Source organism: Escherichia sp. WS3063 (assembly GCF_046486595.1).
GTDB lineage: Bacteria > Pseudomonadota > Gammaproteobacteria > Enterobacterales > Enterobacteriaceae > Escherichia > Escherichia coli.
In genome coordinates this window covers 1-21,436 of the sequence record NZ_JBJQKY010000023.1, presented here as the reverse complement: position 1 = coordinate 21,436, position 21,436 = coordinate 1, and the positions used below count along the sequence as shown (strand labels likewise).

Sequence of the window (21,436 nt, the reverse complement as noted above, 5' to 3'; positions counted from 1 at the left end):
TGGCGGGCTGACGAACGAATAAATACAGCGAAACGATAGTGGCACAACGAGATTATGTACGCCGCAGCCAACCGGCACCTTCGCGGCGAAAAAAGAGCACCTCACGGAAAAAGCAACGAAATCTGCCTGCGGTTTCTCCCGCTATGGTCGCTATTGCTGCCGCCGTTCTTGTGACCTTTATCGGTGGTCTGTACTTCATTACGCATCACAAGAAAGAAGAGTCCGAGACGCTGCAAAGCCAGAAAGTGACCGGAAACGGACTACCACCAAAACCAGAAGAACGCTGGCGCTACATCAAAGAGCTGGAAAGTCGCCAGCCGGGTGTGCGTGCGCCCACAGAACCTTCTGCTGGTGGTGAAGTGAAAACGCCGGAGCAACTGACACCAGAACAACGTCAGCTTCTTGAACAAATGCAGGCTGATATGCGCCAGCAGCCAACGCAGCTGGTTGAAGTTCCGTGGAATGAGCAGACGCCGGAACAGCGTCAGCAAACGCTACAGCGCCAGCGTCAGGCGCAGCAATTAGCGGAGCAGCAACGCCTGGCTCAGCAGTCGCGTACGACTGAACAAAGCTGGCAGCAGCAGACGCGTACGTCGCAAGCCGCACCGGTACAGGCGCAACCGCGCCAGTCTAAATCGGCTTCTACTCAGCAGCCTTACCAGGATCTGCTGCAAACCCCTGCGCACACCACCGCGCAGTCGAAGCCGCAGCAAGCTGCGCCAGTTGCTCGTGCCGCTGACGCGCCAAAACCGACGGCGGAGAAAAAAGACGAACGCCGCTGGATGGTGCAGTGCGGTTCGTTCAGAGGCGCGGAACAGGCAGAGACGGTACGTGCTCAGCTGGCGTTCGAAGGCTTTGACTCAAAAATTACCACCAACAATGGCTGGAATCGTGTGGTGATTGGCCCGGTGAAAGGCAAAGAGAACGCAGACAGCACCCTCAATCGCTTGAAGATGGCGGGTCATACAAACTGCATTCGGCTCGCCGCCGGGGGTTGAAACCCTCAAAATCCCCCCCATCTATAATTGCATTATGCCCCGTACTTTTGTACGGGGTTTGTACTCTGTATTCGTAACCAAGGGGTCAGCTCGTGACAACTATAGTAAGCGTACGCCGTAACGGCCATGTGGTCATCGCTGGTGATGGTCAGGCCACGTTGGGCAATACCGTAATGAAAGGCAACGTGAAAAAGGTCCGCCGTCTGTACAACGACAAAGTCATCGCGGGCTTTGCGGGCGGTACTGCGGATGCTTTTACGCTGTTCGAACTGTTTGAACGTAAACTGGAAATGCATCAGGGCCATCTGGTCAAAGCCGCCGTTGAGCTGGCGAAAGACTGGCGTACCGATCGCATGCTGCGCAAACTTGAAGCACTGCTGGCAGTCGCGGATGAAACTGCATCGCTTATCATCACCGGTAACGGTGACGTGGTGCAGCCAGAAAACGATCTTATTGCTATCGGCTCCGGCGGCCCTTACGCCCAGGCTGCGGCGCGCGCGCTGTTAGAAAACACTGAACTTAGCGCCCGTGAAATTGCTGAAAAGGCGTTGGATATTGCAGGCGACATTTGCATCTATACCAACCATTTCCACACCATCGAAGAATTAAGCTACAAAGCGTAAGGATCTCCCATGTCTGAAATGACCCCACGCGAAATCGTCAGCGAACTGGATAAGCACATCATCGGCCAGGACAACGCCAAGCGTTCCGTGGCGATTGCTCTGCGTAACCGCTGGCGTCGCATGCAGCTCAACGAAGAGCTGCGCCATGAAGTGACCCCGAAAAATATCCTGATGATCGGCCCGACCGGTGTCGGTAAAACTGAAATCGCCCGTCGTCTGGCTAAGCTGGCGAATGCGCCGTTCATCAAAGTTGAAGCAACCAAATTCACCGAAGTGGGCTATGTCGGTAAGGAAGTGGATTCTATTATTCGCGATCTGACCGATGCCGCCGTGAAAATGGTACGCGTCCAGGCTATCGAGAAAAACCGTTATCGCGCTGAAGAACTGGCAGAAGAACGTATTCTCGACGTACTGATCCCACCGGCTAAAAACAACTGGGGACAGACCGAACAGCAGCAGGAACCGTCCGCTGCTCGTCAGGCATTCCGCAAAAAACTGCGTGAAGGCCAGCTTGATGACAAAGAAATCGAGATCGATCTTGCCGCAGCACCGATGGGCGTTGAAATTATGGCTCCTCCGGGCATGGAAGAGATGACCAGCCAGCTGCAGTCCATGTTCCAGAACCTGGGCGGTCAGAAGCAAAAAGCGCGTAAGCTGAAAATCAAAGACGCCATGAAGCTGCTGATTGAAGAAGAAGCGGCGAAACTGGTGAACCCGGAAGAGCTGAAGCAAGATGCTATCGACGCTGTTGAGCAGCACGGGATCGTGTTTATCGACGAAATCGACAAAATCTGTAAGCGCGGCGAGTCTTCCGGTCCGGATGTTTCTCGTGAAGGCGTTCAGCGTGACCTGCTGCCGCTGGTAGAAGGTTGCACTGTTTCCACCAAACACGGGATGGTCAAAACTGACCACATTCTGTTTATCGCTTCTGGCGCGTTCCAGATTGCGAAACCGTCTGACCTGATCCCGGAACTGCAAGGTCGCCTGCCAATCCGCGTTGAGCTGCAGGCACTGACCACCAGCGACTTTGAGCGTATACTGACCGAGCCGAATGCCTCTATCACCGTGCAGTACAAAGCACTGATGGCAACTGAGGGCGTAAATATCGAGTTTACCGACTCCGGTATTAAGCGCATCGCGGAAGCGGCATGGCAGGTGAACGAATCTACCGAAAACATCGGTGCTCGTCGTTTACATACCGTTCTGGAGCGTTTAATGGAAGATATTTCCTACGACGCCAGCGATTTAAGCGGTCAAACTATCACTATTGACGCAGATTATGTGAGCAAACATCTGGATGCGTTGGTGGCAGATGAAGATCTGAGCCGTTTTATCCTATAATCGCGTTCAATCATTTTCATCATTGTTTGATGGGGCTGAAAGGCCCCATTTTTATTGGCGCGTATTATGACTGAACAACAAATTAGCCGAACTCAGGCGTGGCTGGAAAGTTTACGACCTAAAACCCTCCCCCTCGCCTTTGCTGCAATTATCGTCGGGACGGCGCTGGCATGGTGGCAAGGTCACTTCGATCCACTGGTCGCCCTGCTGGCATTGATTACCGCCGGGCTATTACAGATCCTTTCTAACCTCGCCAATGATTACGGCGATGCGGTAAAAGGCAGCGATAAACCTGACCGCATTGGGCCGCTACGCGGCATGCAAAAAGGGGTCATTACCCAGCAAGAGATGAAACGGGCGCTCATTATTACCGTTGTGCTCATCTGTCTTTCCGGGCTGGCACTGGTTGCAGTGGCGTGCCATACGCTGGCCGATTTTGTCGGTTTCCTGATTCTTGGCGGGTTGTCGATCATTGCCGCTATCACCTACACCGTGGGCAATCGTCCTTATGGTTATATCGGTTTGGGTGATATTTCCGTACTGGTTTTCTTTGGCTGGTTGAGCGTCATGGGGAGCTGGTATTTACAAGCTCATACATTGATTCCGGCACTGATCCTTCCGGCAACCGCATGCGGCCTGCTGGCAACGGCAGTACTGAACATTAATAACCTGCGTGATATCAATAGCGACCGCGAAAACGGCAAAAACACGCTGGTGGTGCGCTTAGGTGAAGTGAACGCGCGTCGTTATCATGCCTGCCTGCTGATGGGCTCTCTGGTGTGTCTGGCGCTGTTTAATCTCTTTTCGCTGCATAGCCTGTGGGGCTGGCTGTTCCTGCTGGCGGCACCGCTGCTGGTGAAGCAAGCTCGTTATGTGATGCGCGAAATGGACCCGGTGGCGATGCGACCAATGCTGGAACGCACTGTCAAAGGAGCGTTACTGACTAACCTGCTGTTTGTTTTAGGGATATTCCTAAGCCAGTGGGCAGCATAACTGACAAATATCAATTAACAATTGATGATTTTGCCAACAGCCTACATAGCGCGATATACTGAAAATTCTCGCAGCAACTGAATGTTAAGCCTATGAAATACGATACTTCCGAGCTTTGTGACATCTATCAAGAAGATGTTAACGTCGTGGAACCGCTGTTCTCCAACTTTGGCGGACGGGCGTCGTTTGGCGGACAAATAATCACGGTAAAATGTTTCGAGGACAACGGGTTGCTGTACGATCTGCTCGAACAGAATGGCCGTGGTCGTGTTCTTGTCGTCGATGGCGGTGGTTCTGTTCGTCGCGCACTGGTCGATGCTGAACTGGCGCGTCTGGCAGTACAAAATGAATGGGAAGGTCTGGTCATTTACGGCGCGGTGCGTCAGGTAGATGACCTGGAAGAGCTGGATATCGGCATCCAGGCGATGGCGGCAATTCCGGTTGGTGCCGCTGGCGAAGGCATTGGCGAAAGCGATGTCCGCGTCAATTTTGGCGGTGTCACCTTCTTCTCCGGCGACCATCTTTATGCCGACAATACCGGGATTATTCTTTCAGAAGATCCGCTGGATATTGAATAAGTACCTGCCATGCGTTAAAAGGGGAATTAAATTCCCCTTTTTTATACATGGACGTATTCATGCAGAATATTATTCTTTTATTTATATATTTATTACTTATAGTCGTTAACCATTTCCGCTACAAATTCCTTTTGTCTGGCAACACGGGTGAAATGATTTTATATTTTGCTAACGTATTTTTTAACCCACTTGCCTTATCATTTATTATCGCCGCAATCATCTGTATAACGATAAAAAAAAGAAGCAGCCACAGCTTTATTCGCGGCACTTGTTGGTTAATGGGATTATTTCTTATCTATAGCAGCTATACAGTGTGGGAACGACACAGCACATGGGATTATACTTTCCCGGGGCCAGGTATCACCGTCACAGTTCCGAGCAAACAGTGGGTTGCCAATATAGTAAAACAAGGACCAATCCTGGTGACTCGGGATGCCCATGCTATTTTAGTTATTGTTGCCTTCTCACAAAATGAACTCGGTGTGCATTCAATCGAGGAACTTACCGCGACTCAAAACGGAACTGCACAAATGCATGTTTGTGATGTTAAGGGATTTGCCTGCGCTTATCAGGAAGGAATTCAAACAATGAGTGATGGCAAAATAAGACATGCTATTTTCATGACTCTACTGGATAACACTAATTTGATACGACTGGTCGCAGCTATCGACCCAGATTATTTGGACGAATATCAAGAAGAAGTAATGAAAATGATACTTTCTGCCCATCAATAATCTGATGTGCATGTTAATAATAAGGGATTGATATGAGATACGTTATCTTATTAATACTATGGATAATAACTACTTTTCTTAGTCATCTTCAGCACAGCAACCTACTGTCTGGAGATCCTGGCATGGTTGGCGAGTATATCGGTTCAGTATTTCTGGGGCCGTTGTTACTTCCCGTGCTTGTGTCAGGTATTCTGTGCGCATTTATTAAAAAAACACGTAACTTCGCCAGTTTTACTCGCGGGTGCTGTTGGGTATTGGGAATCCTGCTTTTATCCAAAGTCGGCAATACGTTTCGTATGTTTACCCCGTGGCAATATACCTTTGAGAATGCTGCGATAACCGTGACTATCCCGAACCGACACTGGAATACGGTTTCCATTAGTACTAATGAAACCATTGATATAAGAAGTGAGGATAATAGCGTCTTCATTTCTGCTTTCCGCCTGCCCGCAGGACGTAGCGCCGATGACCCGCTGGAAGCGTTAAAGAAGAAGCAGCGAGACAATCTCAAGGATCAATACAATGAGGAAGCCTTCCAGTTTCATGATTGTAATGCCAAACATTTCACCTGTAAGTATCAGGATGTGTTGATAAATTTTGATGGTCAGCAGAAAAGAACCATCAGTGTTTATCTTGAAGACACCCCCAGGGCTGTGGGGATCATTGCATTAATGGCGCCAGATACGGCAGATAAATATCGCCAACAGGCGATGGAGATTATGCTTTCCGCTAAAAATGCAGTGAAGTAAAAAATAAGGCGCCTTGCGGCGCCTCTGCATGGAAGAGATTAAACCTCTTCCATGCGACCCAGCAGGGCCTGCAGACGTTCCTGCCAGCCGTTCTGCTGTTCTTTCAGATGGTTGTTCTCACGCTCCAGCTCTTCGCGCTGATGCTGGGCATTTTGAACTTCCTGCGACAGTGAGTTGTTTTTTTCTTTCAGCTCTTCGATTTCCATCTGCAACAGAGTGATGGTATCAATCGCCTGCTGTACTTTTGCTTCCAGTTTCTCAAACACTTCTAATGACATTGTCATACCTCTCCTGAATTGCAAGGCGTTGATGGATAAAAATCCTCGTCCCGATTACCGGTGACGCCTTAATAAATACGAGCGCACTTTAGTTAGCTCCGATTGTATGAAGCCGCGCTATCGCTGTCCAGCGGCACGCCTTGCAGATTACGGTTTGCCACACTTTTCATCCTTCTCCTGGTGACATAATCCACATCAATCGAAAATGTTAATAAATTTGTTGCGCGAATGATCTAACAAACATGCATCATGTACAATCAGATGGAATAAATGGCGCGATAACGCTCATTTTATGACGAAGCACACACATTTTAAGTTCGATATTTCTCGTTTTTGCTCGTTAACGATAAGTTTACAGCATGCCTACAAGCATCGTGGAGGTCCGTGACTTTCACGCATACAACAAACATTAACTCTTCAGGATCCGATTATGAGTCAAACATCAACCTTGAAAGGCCAGTGCATTGCTGAATTCCTCGGTACCGGGTTGTTGATTTTTTTCGGTGTGGGTTGCGTTGCAGCACTAAAAGTCGCTGGTGCGTCTTTTGGTCAGTGGGAAATCAGTGTCATTTGGGGACTGGGGGTGGCAATGGCCATCTACCTGACCGCAGGGGTTTCCGGCGCGCATCTTAATCCCGCTGTTACCATTGCATTGTGGCTGTTTGCCTGTTTCGACAAGCGCAAAGTTATTCCTTTTATCGTTTCACAAGTTGCCGGCGCTTTCTGCGCTGCGGCTTTAGTTTACGGGCTTTACTACAATTTATTTTTCGACTTCGAGCAGACTCATCACATTGTTCGCGGCAGCGTTGAAAGTGTTGATCTGGCTGGCACTTTCTCTACTTACCCTAATCCTCATATCAATTTTGTGCAGGCTTTCGCAGTTGAGATGGTGATTACCGCTATTCTGATGGGGCTGATCCTGGCGTTAACGGACGATGGCAACGGTGTACCACGCGGCCCTTTGGCTCCCTTGCTGATTGGTCTACTGATTGCGGTCATTGGCGCATCTATGGGCCCATTGACGGGCTTTGCCATGAACCCAGCGCGTGACTTCGGTCCGAAAGTCTTTGCCTGGCTGGCGGGCTGGGGCAATGTCGCCTTTACCGGCGGCAGAGACATTCCTTACTTCCTGGTGCCGCTTTTTGGCCCTATCGTTGGCGCGATTGTAGGTGCATTTGCCTATCGCAAACTGATTGGTCGCCATTTGCCTTGCGATATCTGTGTTGTGGAAGAAAAGGAGACCACAACTCCTTCAGAACAAAAAGCTTCGCTGTAATATGACTACGGGACAATTAAACATGACTGAAAAAAAATATATCGTTGCGCTCGACCAGGGCACCACCAGCTCCCGCGCGGTCGTAATGGATCACGATGCCAATATCATTAGCGTGTCGCAGCGCGAATTTGAGCAAATCTACCCAAAACCAGGCTGGGTAGAACACGACCCAATGGAAATCTGGGCCACCCAAAGCTCCACGCTGGTAGAAGTGCTGGCGAAAGCCGATATCAGTTCCGATCAAATTGCAGCTATCGGTATTACGAACCAGCGTGAAACCACTATTGTCTGGGAAAAAGAAACCGGCAAGCCTATCTATAACGCCATTGTCTGGCAGTGCCGTCGTACCGCAGAAATCTGCGAGCATTTAAAACGTGACGGTTTAGAAGATTATATCCGCAGCAATACCGGTCTGGTGATTGACCCGTACTTTTCTGGCACCAAAGTGAAGTGGATCCTCGACCATGTGGAAGGCTCTCGCGAGCGTGCGCGTCGTGGTGAATTGCTGTTTGGTACGGTTGATACGTGGCTTATCTGGAAAATGACTCAGGGCCGTGTCCATGTGACCGATTACACCAACGCCTCTCGTACCATGTTGTTCAACATCCATACCCTGGACTGGGACGACAAAATGCTCGAGGTGCTGGATATTCCGCGCGAGATGCTGCCAGAAGTGCGTCGTTCTTCCGAAGTATACGGTCAGACTAACATTGGCGGCAAAGGCGGCACGCGTATTCCAATCTCCGGGATCGCCGGTGACCAGCAGGCGGCGCTGTTTGGTCAGTTGTGCGTGAAAGAAGGGATGGCGAAGAACACCTATGGCACTGGCTGCTTTATGCTGATGAACACTGGCGAGAAAGCGGTGAAATCAGAAAACGGCCTGCTGACCACCATCGCCTGTGGCCCAACTGGCGAAGTAAACTATGCGCTGGAAGGTGCGGTGTTTATGGCGGGCGCATCCATTCAGTGGCTGCGCGATGAGATGAAGTTGATTAACGACGCCTACGATTCCGAATACTTTGCCACGAAAGTGCAAAACACCAACGGTGTGTATGTGGTTCCGGCGTTTACCGGGCTGGGTGCGCCGTACTGGGATCCGTATGCGCGCGGGGCGATTTTCGGTCTGACTCGTGGAGTGAACGCTAACCACATTATACGCGCGACGCTGGAGTCTATTGCTTATCAGACACGTGACGTGCTGGAAGCGATGCAGGCCGATTCTGGTATCCGTCTGCACGCCCTGCGCGTGGATGGCGGCGCAGTGGCGAACAATTTCCTGATGCAGTTCCAGTCCGATATTCTCGGCACGCGCGTTGAGCGCCCGGAAGTGCGCGAAGTCACCGCATTGGGTGCGGCCTATCTTGCTGGTCTGGCGGTTGGCTTCTGGCAGAACCTCGACGAGCTGCAAGAGAAAGCGGTGATTGAGCGCGAGTTCCGTCCAGGCATCGAAACCACTGAGCGTAATTACCGTTACGCAGGCTGGAAAAAAGCGGTCAAACGCGCGATGGCGTGGGAAGAACACGACGAGTAATAATGATTGCCTGATGCGACGCTTGCGCGTCTTATCAGGCCTACGAGTCGGATACACATCCGGCATCACGCAGACTCTGAAACCGTGCGGGGGCAACCCCGCACACATCAATAATCCAGCCCTTCCCCTGTGCTACACTTCGCGCCATTCCTTACTGCTTAGAGTTTGCTATGAGACGAGAACTTGCCATCGAATTTTCCCGCGTCACCGAATCAGCGGCGCTGGCTGGCTACAAATGGTTAGGACGCGGCGATAAAAACACCGCGGACGGCGCGGCGGTAAACGCCATGCGTATTATGCTCAACCAGGTCAACATTGACGGCACTATCGTCATTGGTGAAGGTGAAATCGACGAAGCACCGATGCTCTACATTGGTGAAAAAGTCGGTACTGGTCGCGGCGACGCGGTAGATATTGCTGTTGATCCGATTGAAGGCACGCGCATGACGGCGATGGGCCAGGCTAACGCGCTGGCGGTGCTGGCAGTAGGCGATAAAGGCTGTTTCCTCAACGCGCCAGATATGTATATGGAGAAGCTGATCGTCGGACCGGGAGCCAAAGGCACCATTGATCTGAACCTGCCGCTGGCGGATAACCTGCGCAATGTTGCGGCGGCGCTCGGCAAACCGTTGAGCGAACTGACGGTAACGATTCTGGCTAAACCACGCCACGATGCCGTTATCGCTGAAATGCAGCAACTCGGCGTACGCGTATTTGCTATTCCGGATGGCGACGTTGCGGCCTCAATTCTCACCTGTATGCCAGACAGCGAAGTCGATGTGCTGTACGGCATTGGCGGCGCGCCGGAAGGCGTGGTTTCTGCGGCGGTGATCCGCGCATTAGATGGCGACATGAATGGTCGTCTGCTGGCACGTCATGACGTCAAAGGCGACAACGAAGAGAATCGTCGCATTGGCGAGCAGGAGCTGGCGCGCTGCAAAGCGATGGGCATCGAAGCTGGTAAAGTTTTACGTCTGGGCGATATGGCGCGCAGCGACAACGTCATCTTTTCTGCCACCGGTATTACCAAAGGCGATCTGCTGGAAGGTATTAGCCGCAAAGGCAATATCGCCACCACCGAAACGCTGCTGATCCGTGGTAAATCACGCACCATTCGCCGCATTCAGTCCATCCACTATCTGGATCGCAAAGACCCGGAAATGCAGGTGCACATTCTCTGAGTGATTTGATCGATTGAGCCTTCCAGTCCTTCGGGACTGGAATTTTTTTGTTCGGAGAACGAAGATAAGGCAAGTCAATCAAAACAGGAGAAAAACATGGCTGATTGGGTAACAGGCAAAGTCACTAAAGTGCAGAACTGGACCGACGCCCTGTTTAGTCTCACCGTTCACGCCCCCGTGCTTCCGTTTACCGCCGGGCAATTCACCAAACTTGGCCTTGAAATTGACGGCGAACGCGTCCAGCGCGCCTACTCCTATGTTAACTCGCCCGATAATCCCGATCTGGAGTTTTACCTGGTCACCGTCCCCGATGGCAAATTAAGCCCACTACTGGCGGCACTGAAACCGGGCGATGAAGTGCAGGTGGTTAGCGAAGCAGCTGGCTTCTTTGTGCTGGATGAAGTACCAGATTGCGAAACGCTATGGATGCTGGCAACCGGTACAGCGATTGGCCCTTATCTATCGATTCTGCAACTGGGTAAAGATTTAGATCGCTTCAAAAATCTGGTCCTGGTTCACGCCGCACGTTATGCCGCCGACTTAAGCTATTTGCCACTGATGCAAGAACTGGAAAAACGCTACGAAGGCAAACTGCGCATTCAGACGGTGGTCAGTCGGGAAACGGCTGCGGGTTCGCTCACTGGGCGGATACCGGCGTTAATTGAAAGTGGTGAACTGGAAAGCGCGGTTGGCCTGCCGATGAATAAAGAAACCAGCCATGTGATGCTGTGCGGCAATCCACAGATGGTGCGCGATACACAACAGTTGCTGAAGGAGACCCGGCAGATGACGAAACATTTACGTCGTCGACCGGGCCATATGACAGCGGAGCATTACTGGTAAGCGGTTACTTATCGATAAACGGCACGATGAGCAAATCCGCACTCAACTTATTGATCATCCCGCGATATGCCGGCATCAAACGGTTGATAAATGAGTGGTGATGACCACAGACAAGGAGGTCGCACTGCTCTTTTTGCATAATTTCCAGCAGTGTTTCCGGCATTTCTCCGCGTTCAATACGCAGTTTTGTCTTCGGCCATTGAATATTTTTCGTCAGTTTATACAGCTTGTTATCCGACTTATTCTTCAACAATTGAAGAATATCTTCTGTTGCAGGGAAGTAGATACCCGGATACAACTCGCTTAAGCCATCATCAATATGAATTAACGTCAGGTGAGCGTCATTATGTCTGGCGAGCTCCAGGGCTTTATTCACCAGTAAGGCATCTTCTTCATTCCCGGAAATTGCCACGCCAATGTGTTTATAAGCCATGTTTAACTCCTTCTAAAGCAACTCCATCAAGCTAACGAACGCAGTGATAACTCAAAAATAATCATCTCGGCCTGGCATGAGAAGGTGAAGGCCGCATCAAGCTCAACTTGCCCTTCCAGATCCTTAATCTTATAGGCTACGCTGGCCCCTTCATCTGCAGAGGATGCAGCGGCGGCAAGCTCTTTCAGTTTGGTCATAAAGGACTCTGCTTCTTCGCGGGTGGCAAAAAAGCGCGAAAACTTACTGGTACAGTTGTCGTTATCAATCACCGTACCGATATCAATCGCACATCCTTTAGTACTGCATTTATCTACGACATCTTTCATAGGGCACCTCTGTATATTCGCCTCTCTGTCGATTACGACTTAAGAATAATGCGCCGTTAAAGGAAGAACAAACAAGTAATGATCTTATGGATTACCATTTTTTTTGATATTGCTTAAGGTGAAGAGTTCAGAAGGATTTTCCGGGCATTGTCATTTGCATCGTGGAAATAACAATCCCGGAAAAAAATAGCAGTAAGAGATATATTAAAGGTTAATTACTTGATTTATTGTCGGCTTTATACTTCACATCCTGGGTATCTTTACCATATTTATTTTCGCCTTGTGTGCCAACAAACGCACCAAGATCGATAAGCATCATCACCAGAATCAATGTCGGGACAAAACGCCCCACCGCCCATTGCCAGACACCCGGTAAAATCGCCCAGTTACCCGCCAGCAGCATCCACGCCACAATCATCAGAAATGCCCATGCGCCGGAACGCCCGCGATCATGCAAGCGCTTAACGGTTACTGCCGCTGTTGGCCAAAGCAAGCACACAAGGCAAAACGCCGCGGTCTGAATATCGAGTAAATTTTTACCCGCCAGTGAGAAAAGCACCAGCATGCCTGCGAACCACAGGCCTATCCAAATCCAGAAATCACGGCGTCCAATACGCCCTTTAAATGAGAATAACCATTGCTGTATGGTCATGTAAGTTCCTTGATGGTTGTCTTTTCCAGGATTCTACCCTTTTGACAAGGGCGACAGATATCGTTTTAATCGGAGCCAGTCATAACAAAAGGTACTGTCAATGAAGCCAGGGTGTACGCTGTTTTTTCTCTTATATTCTGCATTAACCGTTACAACAACGGCGTATGCACAAACACCAGATACGGCAACGACCGCGCCTTATCTGCTGGCTGGAGCCCCTACTTTCGATCTCTCCATCAGCCAGTTTCGAGAAGACTTTAACAGCCAGAATCCCAGCCTGCCACTGAACGAATTTCGTGCCATCGACAGCAGTCCCGACAAAGCCAATCTCACTCGTGCTGCCAGTAAAATTAACGAGAACTTGTATGCTTCTACAGCGCTGGAGCGCGGTACCTTAAAAATCAAAAGCATTCAAATGACCTGGCTACCCATCCAGGGGCCAGAGCAAAAAGCCGCGAAAGCGAAAGCTCAGGAATACATGGCAGCGGTGATCCGCACACTCACCCCATTAATGACCAAAACACAAAGCCAGAAAAAACTGCAGTCGCTACTAACGGCGGGGAAAAACAAACGTTATTACACCGAGACAGAAGGTGCACTGCGTTATGTTGTCGCGGACAACGGCGAAAAGGGGCTGACCTTCGCTGTTGAACCGATTAAGCTGGCGCTATCTGAATCGCTTGAAGGTTTGAATAAATGACAAAAAGCAAAGCCTTTGTGCCGATGAATCTCTATACTGTTTCACAGACCTGCTGCCCTGCGGGGCGGCCATCTTCCTTTATTCGCTTATAAGCGTGGAGAATTAAAATGCGACATCCTTTAGTGATGGGTAACTGGAAACTGAACGGCAGCCGCCACATGGTTCACGAGCTGGTTTCTAACCTGCGTAAAGAGCTGGCAGGTGTTGCTGGCTGTGCGGTTGCAATCGCACCACCGGAAATGTACATCGATATGGCGAAGCGCGAAGCTGAAGGCAGCCACATCATGCTGGGTGCGCAAAACGTGGACCTGAACCTGTCCGGCGCATTCACCGGTGAAACCTCTGCTGCTATGCTGAAAGACATCGGCGCACAGTACATCATCATCGGCCACTCTGAACGTCGTACTTACCACAAAGAGTCTGACGAACTGATCGCGAAAAAATTCGCGGTGCTGAAAGAGCAGGGACTGACTCCGGTTCTGTGCATCGGTGAAACCGAAGCGGAAAACGAAGCGGGCAAAACTGAAGAAGTTTGTGCACGTCAGATCGACGCGGTACTGAAAACTCAGGGGGCTGCGGCATTCGAAGGTGCGGTTATCGCTTACGAACCTGTATGGGCAATCGGTACTGGCAAATCTGCAACTCCGGCTCAGGCACAGGCTGTTCACAAATTCATCCGTGACCACATCGCTAAAGTTGACGCTAACATCGCTGAACAAGTGATCATCCAGTACGGCGGCTCTGTAAACGCGTCTAACGCTGCAGAACTGTTTGCTCAGCCAGACATCGACGGCGCGCTGGTTGGCGGTGCTTCTCTGAAAGCTGACGCTTTCGCAGTGATCGTTAAAGCTGCAGAAGCGGCTAAACAGGCTTAAGTCTGACAGGTGCCGGATTTCATATCCGGCACTTACTTTCCTTAACTCCTCGCCTTAACGCAAAATCTCACACTGATGATCCTGGATTTCCTCGGCTGAAGCACGGTTCAGCGTCAGTAGATTTCGTTGTGTCGCCAGCAATACAAATGAGTTATCACTCTGCCGTACCATTGCCAGCCCGTAGCTTCCCATATGTTCCCGCGCCTCAGGCACTTCTTCTGCAAGCATCATAAATGGGCTGCGTTGTACCAGTTCGCTTTCCGTTACCCGACGCGCCAGGTACTCATGCCCACGCAAACCACCTGGCAGTGGCAACCAGCGGCTACTGATGTTCGCCAGATTGTTATCCAGCTGTTCGCGCACATCAGGACGAATACAAGAAATATGAATATGAAAATGGTTTTGCGTACGCCCGGTGCGAGAGTTGATCGCCAAAGAAACCGCGCGATCGGGAACCGGCTGGCCGTATTTTTTGCTCATAAAATCACGCGCCTGCCAGGCCAACCAAAAGAAGTTCGGCGTTGAAGGATCGGTCAACAAAGGACTTTCAGTACCGTTAATACGATACGTTGGCATCAACAGATATTGCAGTGGGCCATTAAGATCTTTTAAAACCACGTATCCGGCGTTGGGTTTGACTTCCGCACATGGCGAAGGATTTTGATTTTGCTGCTGATTGGGCAAACATTCCTCAAGGACAATCTTACGTAATGTATCCGACTCTTCACCGGTTAATTTCCAGTAACCAATACCGGCAGCCACAACGGCGATAACTATCATCACCAAAAAAAGAAGACCCGCTTTTTTCATCTTTTTTTCCCTGTACCTCAAAGAGATGCAAGGGTAACGCAAAATCGTGACAAATAAAAAACCCGGTCGCGAGAAACCACCGGGTTTGATAATTATCCTGGAGAAATCAGCGTTTGCTGATCTGATCGAACGTACCGCCGTTAGCAAAATGCTCTTTTTGCGCTTTCGTCCAGCCGCCGAACTCTTCATCAATGGTGAATAACTTCAGCTTTGGAAACGCATTTTCGTACTTTTTCGCCACCTCAGCATCGCGCGGACGGTAGTAGTTTTTCGCGGCAATTTCCTGACCTTCTGGCGAGTAGAGATATTTCAGGTAGGCTTCCGCCACCTCTTTGGTGCCTTTTTTCTCGACCACTTTATCGACCACCGACACGGTTGGCTCTGCGAGGATAGACTCACTCGGCGTGACGATTTCGAATTTATCTTTCCCCAGTTCATTCGCTGCCAGCAGAGCTTCGTTTTCCCAGGCGATCAGTACATCGCCAATTCCGCGCTCGACAAAAGTGTTAGTGGAGCCGCGCGCGCCAGAATCCAGAACTTCGACGTTTTTATACAGTGCCCGAACAAAATCCTGTGCTTTTGCCTGATCGTTGTTGTTGTGATGCAGCGCGTAGCCCCAGGCAGCCAGGTAGTTCCAGCGCGCGCCACCAGAGCTTTTCGGATTAGGCGTGATCACCGAAACACCCGGTTTAATCAGATCGTTCCAGTCATGGATCTGCTTCGGATTGCCCTTACGCACCAGGAAAACAATGGTGGAAGTGTACGGTGCGGAGTTATCCGGCAGACGTTTGATCCACTCTTTATCAATCCGCCCGCGTTCCGCAATCGCGTCCACGTCATAGGCCAGAGCCAGCGTGACAACATCAGCTTCAATACCATTGATTACCGACGTCGCTTGTTTGCCTGAACCACCGTGTGACTGACGAATCACCACGTTATCGCCAATTTGCTGTTTCCAGTGGGCGCTGAATGCCTTGTTGTACTGTTCGTACAATTCGCGCGTTGGATCATATGAAACGTTAAGAAGCTGAATATCCTTTGCCATAACGCTGGTTGCCGCCAGCAAAAATGTTAACCCTACGCCCCACTTGTTCATCGCCCGACTCTCTTATGTTGTGTTGTGATGAGCAAAGCGTGCCAGAAGGTTAACCAAACATTAAAGAATAAAAAAAGATTGGCTATAACTTGCGGGTATATGTTGAGGGATTAAAAAGGCGGAAGAAATCCGCCTCATATTGCTGACAAAGTGCGCTTTGTCCATGCCGGATGCGGCGCGAACGCCTTATCCGGCCTACAAAAGTTTGCAAATTCAATAAATTGCAGAATTCATGTAGGCCTGATAAGCGAAGCGCATCAGGCATTTTTGCTTCTGTCATCGGTTTCAGGCTAAAGGAATCTGCCTTTTTCCGAAATCATTAATACAGTTTTTTCGCGCAGTCCAGCCAGTCGCCTTTGAACGGACGCTTCATGTTTTCGATAGCGTCGATGATGTCGTGGTGAACCAGCTGTTCGTTCTGGATACCTACGCAACGACCGCCGTAGCCTGCCAGCAGCAGATCGATAGCGTAAGCGCCCATACGGGAAGCCAGAATACGGTCGTAAGGCACCGGAGAACCACCGCGCTGGATGTGGCCCAGCACAGTTGCGCGGGTTTCACGACCGGTTTCTTTCTCGATGAAATGCGCCAGTTCGTCAACATCACACATATGTTCGGTAATCGCCACGATCGCGTGTTTTTTACCTTTCGCGATACCCGCTTTGATTTCGTTTACCAGGTCTTCACGGCTGAATTCAACTTCCGGAACTACAACGAATTCACAGCCACCGGCAATGGCCGCAGCCAGGGTCAGATCGCCACAATAACGACCCATCACTTCCACCACGGAAATACGCTGGTGAGAAGAAGAGGTGTCACGCAGACGGTCGATCGCTTCTACAACGGTGCTCAGCGCAGTGAAGAAACCGATAGTGTAGTCAGTGCCTTTGATGTCGTTGTCGATAGTGCCCGGCAGGCCGATGCACGGGAAGCCCATTTCGGTCAGACGCATTGCACCCATGTAGGAACCGTCACCGCCGATAACCACCAGCGCGTCGATACCACGTTTTTTCAGGTTTTCGATAGCCACGGCGCGGATGTTCTCGTCGCGGAATTCCGGGAAACGCGCAGAACCGAGGAACGTACCGCCACGGTTGATCATGTCAGAAACGCTGTAACGGTCTAGCTGTACCATACGGTCTTCATACAGACCCAGATAGCCGTCATAAATGCCCATTACTTCCAGACCTTCTGTCAGCGCAGAACGAACAACCCCGCGAATTGCGGCGTTCATGCCTGGCGCATCACCGCCGCTTGTCAACACACCGATTTTCTTAATCATGACTACCTCTGAACTTTGGAATGCAAAATGAAATCTGTTGCCGGAAGTCTTCTTGCACATCGAAGTGATCCAACGAATGTGCAAATAGTATAACAATCACTTCCTGCTGAATTGATTCAGGTCAGGCCAAATGGCGGTATTTTATACACAAAATGCGGGTCTGGCTCTCTTTTATACTGATTATGAAAGCATAGACCGTTTACCCTCCCTGGGTACGACGGAACAGGGGTCCTGATGGATAATCACATCCGATCCCGGAAAACGCCGTAAAATAGCCTGCTCTACCTGATCCGCCACCATATGTGCCTGAACCAAAGGCAGAGAGTCTTCCATTTCCAAATGAATCTGAATAAAGCGGGTCGGCCCTGACTGCCGCGTGCGAAGATCGTGAGCGCCGCTAACACCCGGCCAGGAAGTCACGATATCAATAATTTCTTGCCGTTCCTCATCAGGTAATGCGCGATCCAGTAATGACTGTACCGCCTCATATCCCATGCGTAACGCGCTATATAAAATATAGATGCCGATTCCCAATGCAAACAGAGCATCGGCGCGATGCCAGCCGTACCAGGACAACCCCAGCGCCAGCAGAATTGCGCCGTTCATCATAACATCAGACTGGTAATGTAGCATATCAGCCCGCACCGCCTGGCTTTGCGTCCGGCGCACCACCCAACGCTGAAACGAGACAAGGATAATCGTACAAATTAGCGCCACAATTGTCACGATAACCCCGACGCCTGGATCTGTCATCGGCGTTGGAGATACCAGATGTTGAATACCTGTCAAAAACAGGAATAGTGCCGAACCGGAGATAAACATACTTTGCGCCAGCGCCGCGAGGGACTCAGCTTTACCGTGACCAAACGAGTGATTATCGTCGGCAGGTTGCAGGGAATATCGCACCACCAATAAATTCGTCAACGACGCGCCGATATCCACCAGCGAATCCACCAGCGCGGCGAGAATACTCACCGACCCGGTATACCACCATGCAAAAATTTTAATCAGCAATAGCAGCGAAGCCATCGCCGTCGCAGCAATCGCCGCCCGACTGACCAGCCGTCCATAAGATTGATTCATAAATACTCCCGCTATCAACTGACGGTAGTATAACGGAAGCAAATCATCTGCAATGCATTAAGCAGCAGGCAAATTGAGGATAAAAAAAACCCCCACATCATGTGGGGGAAGACAGGGATGGTGTCTATGGCAAGGAAAACAGGGTTTACTACTGGGAACGTGAGTTGCTACTACTCAATAGCTTCAACGATGAACTTTTTTGCCATTGCGTCACGTCACGCAACTGCTCCATTCGTTGTTGATGTTTCTCATTTAAAACCGCTTGCTGCTCCGGCGTTAACAGGCGATACATTTGGTTGCGGACTTTTGCCATCTCAACCTGACGAGCAATTTGCTCATTCGCCATTTTTTCTGCCTGTGCGCGCACAGCGTTTTCATCAAAATTTTCTGCGGTGACAAGGCGATGCATTGTCTCCAGTTCGCTAACATTAACAGGAGGCTGTTCGTGCCGGGCCTGTTGCATAAGATCTCGCATCTGCTGACGCTGATGTTCGGTTAAACTTATGCCGTCGAACATATGGCTCTGCGTACTGCGCTGCGTAAGTTCTTCACCCGGATGCCAGTTATCGCCTGAACCGACTTCAGCAGCGTGGCTTAATGAACTGACTGCCAGCGTTGAGGCCATGACGGCAGCGGTAACTATGCGCATCATTTGCTCCCAAAATCTTTCTGTCGCGATTCAACGATAGAGAGTTTACGATTCAGGCTGCAAACATGCGTCAGGGGGTGTAAAACAACGTAAAGTCATGGATTAGCGACGTCTGATGACGTAATTTCTGCCTCGGAGGTATTTAAACAATGAATAAAATCCTGTTAGTTGATGATGACCGAGAGCTGACTTCCCTATTAAAGGAGCTGCTCGAGATGGAAGGCTTCAACGTGATTGTTGCCCACGATGGGGAACAGGCGCTTGATCTTCTGGACGACAGCATTGATTTACTTTTGCTTGATGTAATGATGCCGAAGAAAAATGGTATCGACACATTAAAAGCACTTCGCCAGACACACCAGACGCCTGTCATTATGTTGACGGCGCGCGGCAGTGAACTTGATCGCGTTCTCGGCCTTGAGCTGGGCGCAGATGACTATCTCCCGAAACCGTTTAATGATCGTGAGCTGGTGGCACGTATTCGCGCGATCCTGCGCCGTTCGCACTGGAGCGAGCAACAGCAAAACAACGACAACGGTTCACCAACGCTTGAAGTTGATGCCTTAGTGCTGAATCCAGGCCGTCAGGAAGCCAGCTTCGACGGGCAAACGCTGGAGTTAACCGGTACTGAGTTTACCCTGCTCTACTTACTGGCACAGCATCTGGGTCAAGTGGTTTCCCGTGAGCATTTAAGCCAGGAAGTGCTGGGCAAGCGCCTGACGCCTTTCGACCGCGCTATTGATATGCACATTTCCAACCTGCGTCGTAAACTGCCGGATCGTAAAGATGGTCATCCGTGGTTTAAAACCTTGCGTGGTCGCGGCTATTTGATGGTTTCTGCTTCATGATAGGCAGCTTAACCGCGCGCATCTTCGCCATATTCTGGCTGACGCTGGCGCTGGTGTTGATGTTGGTTTTGATGTTACCCAAGCTCGATTCACGCCAGATGACCGAGCTTCTGGATAGCGAACAGCGTCAGGGTCTGATGATTGAGCAGCATGTCGAAGCGGAGCTGGCGAACGATCCGCCCAATGATTTAATGTGGTGGCGGCGTCTGTTCCGGGCGATTGATAAGTGGGCACCGCCAGGACAGCGTTTGTTATTGGTGACCACCGAAGGCCGCGTGATCGGCGCTGAACGCAGCGAAATGCAGATCATTCGTAACTTTATTGGTCAGGCCGATAACGCCGATCATCCGCAGAAGAAAAAGTATGGCCGCGTGGAACTGGTCGGTCCGTTCTCCGTGCGTGATGGCGAAGATAATTACCAACTTTATCTGATTCGTCCGGCCAGCAGTTCTCAATCCGATTTCATTAACTTACTGTTTGACCGCCCGCTATTACTGCTGATTGTCACCATGTTGGTCAGTACGCCGCTGCTGTTGTGGTTGGCCTGGAGTCTGGCAAAACCGGCGCGTAAGCTGAAAAACGCTGCCGATGAAGTTGCCCAGGGAAACTTACGCCAGCACCCGGAACTGGAAGCGGGGCCACAGGAATTCCTTGCCGCAGGTGCCAGTTTTAACCAGATGGTCACCGCGCTGGAGCGCATGATGACCTCTCAGCAGCGTCTGCTTTCTGATATCTCTCACGAGCTGCGCACCCCGCTGACGCGTCTACAACTGGGTACGGCGTTACTGCGCCGTCGTAGCGGTGAAAGCAAGGAACTGGAGCGTATTGAAACCGAAGCGCAACGTCTGGACAGCATGATTAACGACCTGTTGGTGATGTCACGTAATCAGCAAAAAAACGCGCTGGTTAGCGAGACCATCAAAGCCAATCAGTTGTGGAGTGAAGTGCTGGATAACGCGGCGTTCGAAGCCGAGCAGATGGGCAAGTCGTTGACGGTTAACTTCCCGCCTGGGCCGTGGCCGCTGTACGGCAATCCGAACGCCCTGGAAAGTGCGCTGGAAAACATTGTTCGAAATGCTCTGCGTTATTCCCATACGAAGATTGAAGTGGGCTTTGCGGTAGATAAAGACGGTATCACCATTACGGTGGACGACGATGGTCCTGGCGTTAGCCCGGAAGATCGCGAACAGATTTTCCGTCCGTTCTATCGTACCGATGAAGCACGCGATCGTGAATCTGGCGGTACAGGTTTGGGGCTGGCGATTGTTGAAACCGCCATTCAGCAGCATCGTGGCTGGGTTAAAGCAGAAGACAGCCCGCTGGGTGGTTTACGGCTGGTGATTTGGTTGCCGCTGTATAAGCGGAGTTAAACTCCGCATTGTAGGCAGGATAAGGCGTTTACGCCGCATCCGGCATTTGAGCAGGATGCCTGATGCGACGCTGATAGCGTCTTATCAGGCCTTGTATTATCCCTCCTGTGCAGAGAAAATCGGCCAGTTTTCTCTGCCTGCAGTCCGCATGCCGTATCGGGCCTTAGGTTTTCAACCTGTTGCGTAG

The 21,436-nt window shown here is 50.7% G+C and carries 24 protein-coding genes; 15 read left to right on the top strand and 9 right to left on the bottom strand.

Annotation, left to right across the window (positions count from 1 at the left end; all coding sequences use genetic code 11):
* The first annotated feature begins 38 nt into the window (after positions 1 to 38).
* From ftsN to ACJHYW_RS19050, 7 genes are all read left to right on the top strand, one after another.
* Positions 39 to 998: a cell division protein FtsN gene (gene ftsN, locus ACJHYW_RS19080; protein ID WP_000068841.1), complete on the top strand. Its 960-nt coding sequence runs from the start codon at positions 39 to 41 to the stop codon at positions 996 to 998.
* A 92-nt stretch (positions 999 to 1,090) separates the two neighbouring features.
* Positions 1,091 to 1,621: an ATP-dependent protease subunit HslV gene (gene hslV, locus ACJHYW_RS19075; protein ID WP_000208242.1), complete on the top strand. Its 531-nt coding sequence runs from the start codon at positions 1,091 to 1,093 to the stop codon at positions 1,619 to 1,621.
* A 9-nt stretch (positions 1,622 to 1,630) separates the two neighbouring features.
* On the top strand, positions 1,631 to 2,962 hold the full coding sequence (hslU, locus tag ACJHYW_RS19070; RefSeq protein WP_001293340.1) for an HslU--HslV peptidase ATPase subunit: 1,332 nt from the start codon (positions 1,631 to 1,633) through the stop codon (positions 2,960 to 2,962).
* Positions 2,963 to 3,028: 66 nt separating this feature from the next.
* Positions 3,029 to 3,955 (top strand): 1,4-dihydroxy-2-naphthoate polyprenyltransferase, encoded by a 927-nt coding sequence (gene menA, locus ACJHYW_RS19065; RefSeq protein ID WP_000139496.1) that lies wholly within the window; start codon positions 3,029 to 3,031, stop codon positions 3,953 to 3,955.
* Positions 3,956 to 4,047: 92 nt separating this feature from the next.
* Positions 4,048 to 4,533, top strand: coding sequence for a ribonuclease E activity regulator RraA (gene rraA, locus ACJHYW_RS19060; protein WP_000872908.1), 486 nt, complete (start codon positions 4,048 to 4,050; stop codon positions 4,531 to 4,533).
* A gap of 59 nt (positions 4,534 to 4,592) precedes the next feature.
* Positions 4,593 to 5,267: a hypothetical protein gene (locus ACJHYW_RS19055; RefSeq protein WP_001361704.1), complete on the top strand. Its 675-nt coding sequence runs from the start codon at positions 4,593 to 4,595 to the stop codon at positions 5,265 to 5,267.
* A gap of 122 nt (positions 5,268 to 5,389) precedes the next feature.
* The gene (locus ACJHYW_RS19050; RefSeq protein ID WP_000232684.1) at positions 5,390 to 6,016 is read left to right on the top strand and encodes a hypothetical protein; all 627 of its coding nucleotides are present in this window, start codon (positions 5,390 to 5,392) and stop codon (positions 6,014 to 6,016) included.
* A 38-nt stretch (positions 6,017 to 6,054) separates the two neighbouring features.
* On the opposite strand, the gene zapB is transcribed toward ACJHYW_RS19050, so the two are convergent.
* Positions 6,055 to 6,300, bottom strand: coding sequence for a septal ring assembly protein ZapB (zapB, locus tag ACJHYW_RS19045; RefSeq protein WP_001296623.1), 246 nt, complete (start codon positions 6,298 to 6,300; stop codon positions 6,055 to 6,057).
* Positions 6,301 to 6,724: 424 nt separating this feature from the next.
* On the opposite strand from zapB, the gene glpF reads away from it, so the two are divergent.
* From glpF to fpr, 4 genes are all read left to right on the top strand, one after another.
* Positions 6,725 to 7,570 (top strand): glycerol uptake facilitator protein GlpF, encoded by an 846-nt coding sequence (gene glpF, locus ACJHYW_RS19040; RefSeq protein WP_000084268.1) that lies wholly within the window; start codon positions 6,725 to 6,727, stop codon positions 7,568 to 7,570.
* Positions 7,571 to 7,592: 22 nt separating this feature from the next.
* The gene (gene glpK / locus ACJHYW_RS19035; protein ID WP_000136788.1) at positions 7,593 to 9,101 is read left to right on the top strand and encodes a glycerol kinase GlpK; all 1,509 of its coding nucleotides are present in this window, start codon (positions 7,593 to 7,595) and stop codon (positions 9,099 to 9,101) included.
* Positions 9,102 to 9,271: 170 nt separating this feature from the next.
* Positions 9,272 to 10,282, top strand: coding sequence for a class II fructose-bisphosphatase (glpX, locus tag ACJHYW_RS19030; protein WP_001250644.1), 1,011 nt, complete (start codon positions 9,272 to 9,274; stop codon positions 10,280 to 10,282).
* 96 nt (positions 10,283 to 10,378) lie between these two features.
* Entirely contained in the window at positions 10,379 to 11,125 is a 747-nt protein-coding gene (fpr, locus tag ACJHYW_RS19025; protein ID WP_000796315.1) for a ferredoxin--NADP(+) reductase, read from the top strand.
* A 4-nt stretch (positions 11,126 to 11,129) separates the two neighbouring features.
* On the opposite strand, the gene uspD is transcribed toward fpr, so the two are convergent.
* The 3 genes from uspD to ACJHYW_RS19010 form a co-directional block, all read right to left on the bottom strand.
* Positions 11,130 to 11,558, bottom strand: coding sequence for a universal stress protein UspD (gene uspD, locus ACJHYW_RS19020; RefSeq protein WP_000323555.1), 429 nt, complete (start codon positions 11,556 to 11,558; stop codon positions 11,130 to 11,132).
* Positions 11,559 to 11,584: 26 nt separating this feature from the next.
* Positions 11,585 to 11,884, bottom strand: a complete 300-nt coding sequence (locus ACJHYW_RS19015; protein ID WP_000655986.1) for a DUF406 domain-containing protein — start codon at positions 11,882 to 11,884, stop codon at positions 11,585 to 11,587.
* 211 nt (positions 11,885 to 12,095) lie between these two features.
* Positions 12,096 to 12,536: a DUF805 domain-containing protein gene (locus tag ACJHYW_RS19010; RefSeq protein WP_000155257.1), complete on the bottom strand. Its 441-nt coding sequence runs from the start codon at positions 12,534 to 12,536 to the stop codon at positions 12,096 to 12,098.
* A 100-nt stretch (positions 12,537 to 12,636) separates the two neighbouring features.
* Here ACJHYW_RS19010 and ACJHYW_RS19005 point away from each other — a divergent pair, with 100 nt between their 5' ends.
* Complete coding sequence (locus ACJHYW_RS19005; protein ID WP_000802234.1) at positions 12,637 to 13,236, top strand: YiiQ family protein; 600 nt, start codon at positions 12,637 to 12,639, stop codon at positions 13,234 to 13,236.
* Between the two features lie 107 nt (positions 13,237 to 13,343).
* A complete protein-coding gene (tpiA, locus tag ACJHYW_RS19000; RefSeq protein ID WP_001216325.1) occupies positions 13,344 to 14,111 on the top strand; it encodes a triose-phosphate isomerase in 768 nt (255 codons plus the stop codon).
* 54 nt (positions 14,112 to 14,165) lie between these two features.
* On the opposite strand, the gene cdh is transcribed toward tpiA, so the two are convergent.
* The 5 genes from cdh to cpxP all read right to left on the bottom strand — a co-directional run bounded on the left by cdh (position 14,166) and on the right by cpxP (position 19,031).
* Complete coding sequence (cdh, locus tag ACJHYW_RS18995; protein WP_000708998.1) at positions 14,166 to 14,921, bottom strand: CDP-diacylglycerol diphosphatase; 756 nt, start codon at positions 14,919 to 14,921, stop codon at positions 14,166 to 14,168.
* A gap of 106 nt (positions 14,922 to 15,027) precedes the next feature.
* On the bottom strand, positions 15,028 to 16,017 hold the full coding sequence (gene sbp / locus ACJHYW_RS18990; protein WP_001045676.1) for a sulfate/thiosulfate ABC transporter substrate-binding protein Sbp: 990 nt from the start codon (positions 16,015 to 16,017) through the stop codon (positions 15,028 to 15,030).
* Positions 16,018 to 16,336: 319 nt separating this feature from the next.
* The gene (pfkA, locus tag ACJHYW_RS18985; protein WP_000591795.1) at positions 16,337 to 17,299 is read right to left on the bottom strand and encodes a 6-phosphofructokinase; all 963 of its coding nucleotides are present in this window, start codon (positions 17,297 to 17,299) and stop codon (positions 16,337 to 16,339) included.
* A gap of 180 nt (positions 17,300 to 17,479) precedes the next feature.
* Entirely contained in the window at positions 17,480 to 18,382 is a 903-nt protein-coding gene (fieF, locus tag ACJHYW_RS18980) for a CDF family cation-efflux transporter FieF (RefSeq protein ID WP_001076748.1), read from the bottom strand.
* 148 nt (positions 18,383 to 18,530) lie between these two features.
* Positions 18,531 to 19,031 (bottom strand): cell-envelope stress modulator CpxP, encoded by a 501-nt coding sequence (cpxP, locus tag ACJHYW_RS18975; protein ID WP_001223800.1) that lies wholly within the window; start codon positions 19,029 to 19,031, stop codon positions 18,531 to 18,533.
* Between the two features lie 149 nt (positions 19,032 to 19,180).
* Between cpxP and cpxR the strand changes: the two genes are divergently transcribed.
* Together cpxR and cpxA are read left to right on the top strand one after the other, a co-directional pair.
* Entirely contained in the window at positions 19,181 to 19,879 is a 699-nt protein-coding gene (cpxR, locus tag ACJHYW_RS18970) for an envelope stress response regulator transcription factor CpxR (RefSeq protein ID WP_001033722.1), read from the top strand.
* Complete coding sequence (cpxA, locus tag ACJHYW_RS18965; RefSeq protein WP_000580417.1) at positions 19,876 to 21,249, top strand: envelope stress sensor histidine kinase CpxA; 1,374 nt, start codon at positions 19,876 to 19,878, stop codon at positions 21,247 to 21,249. Before cpxR ends, cpxA begins: the two co-directional genes overlap by 4 nt.
* The last annotated feature ends 187 nt before the right edge of the window (positions 21,250 to 21,436 follow it).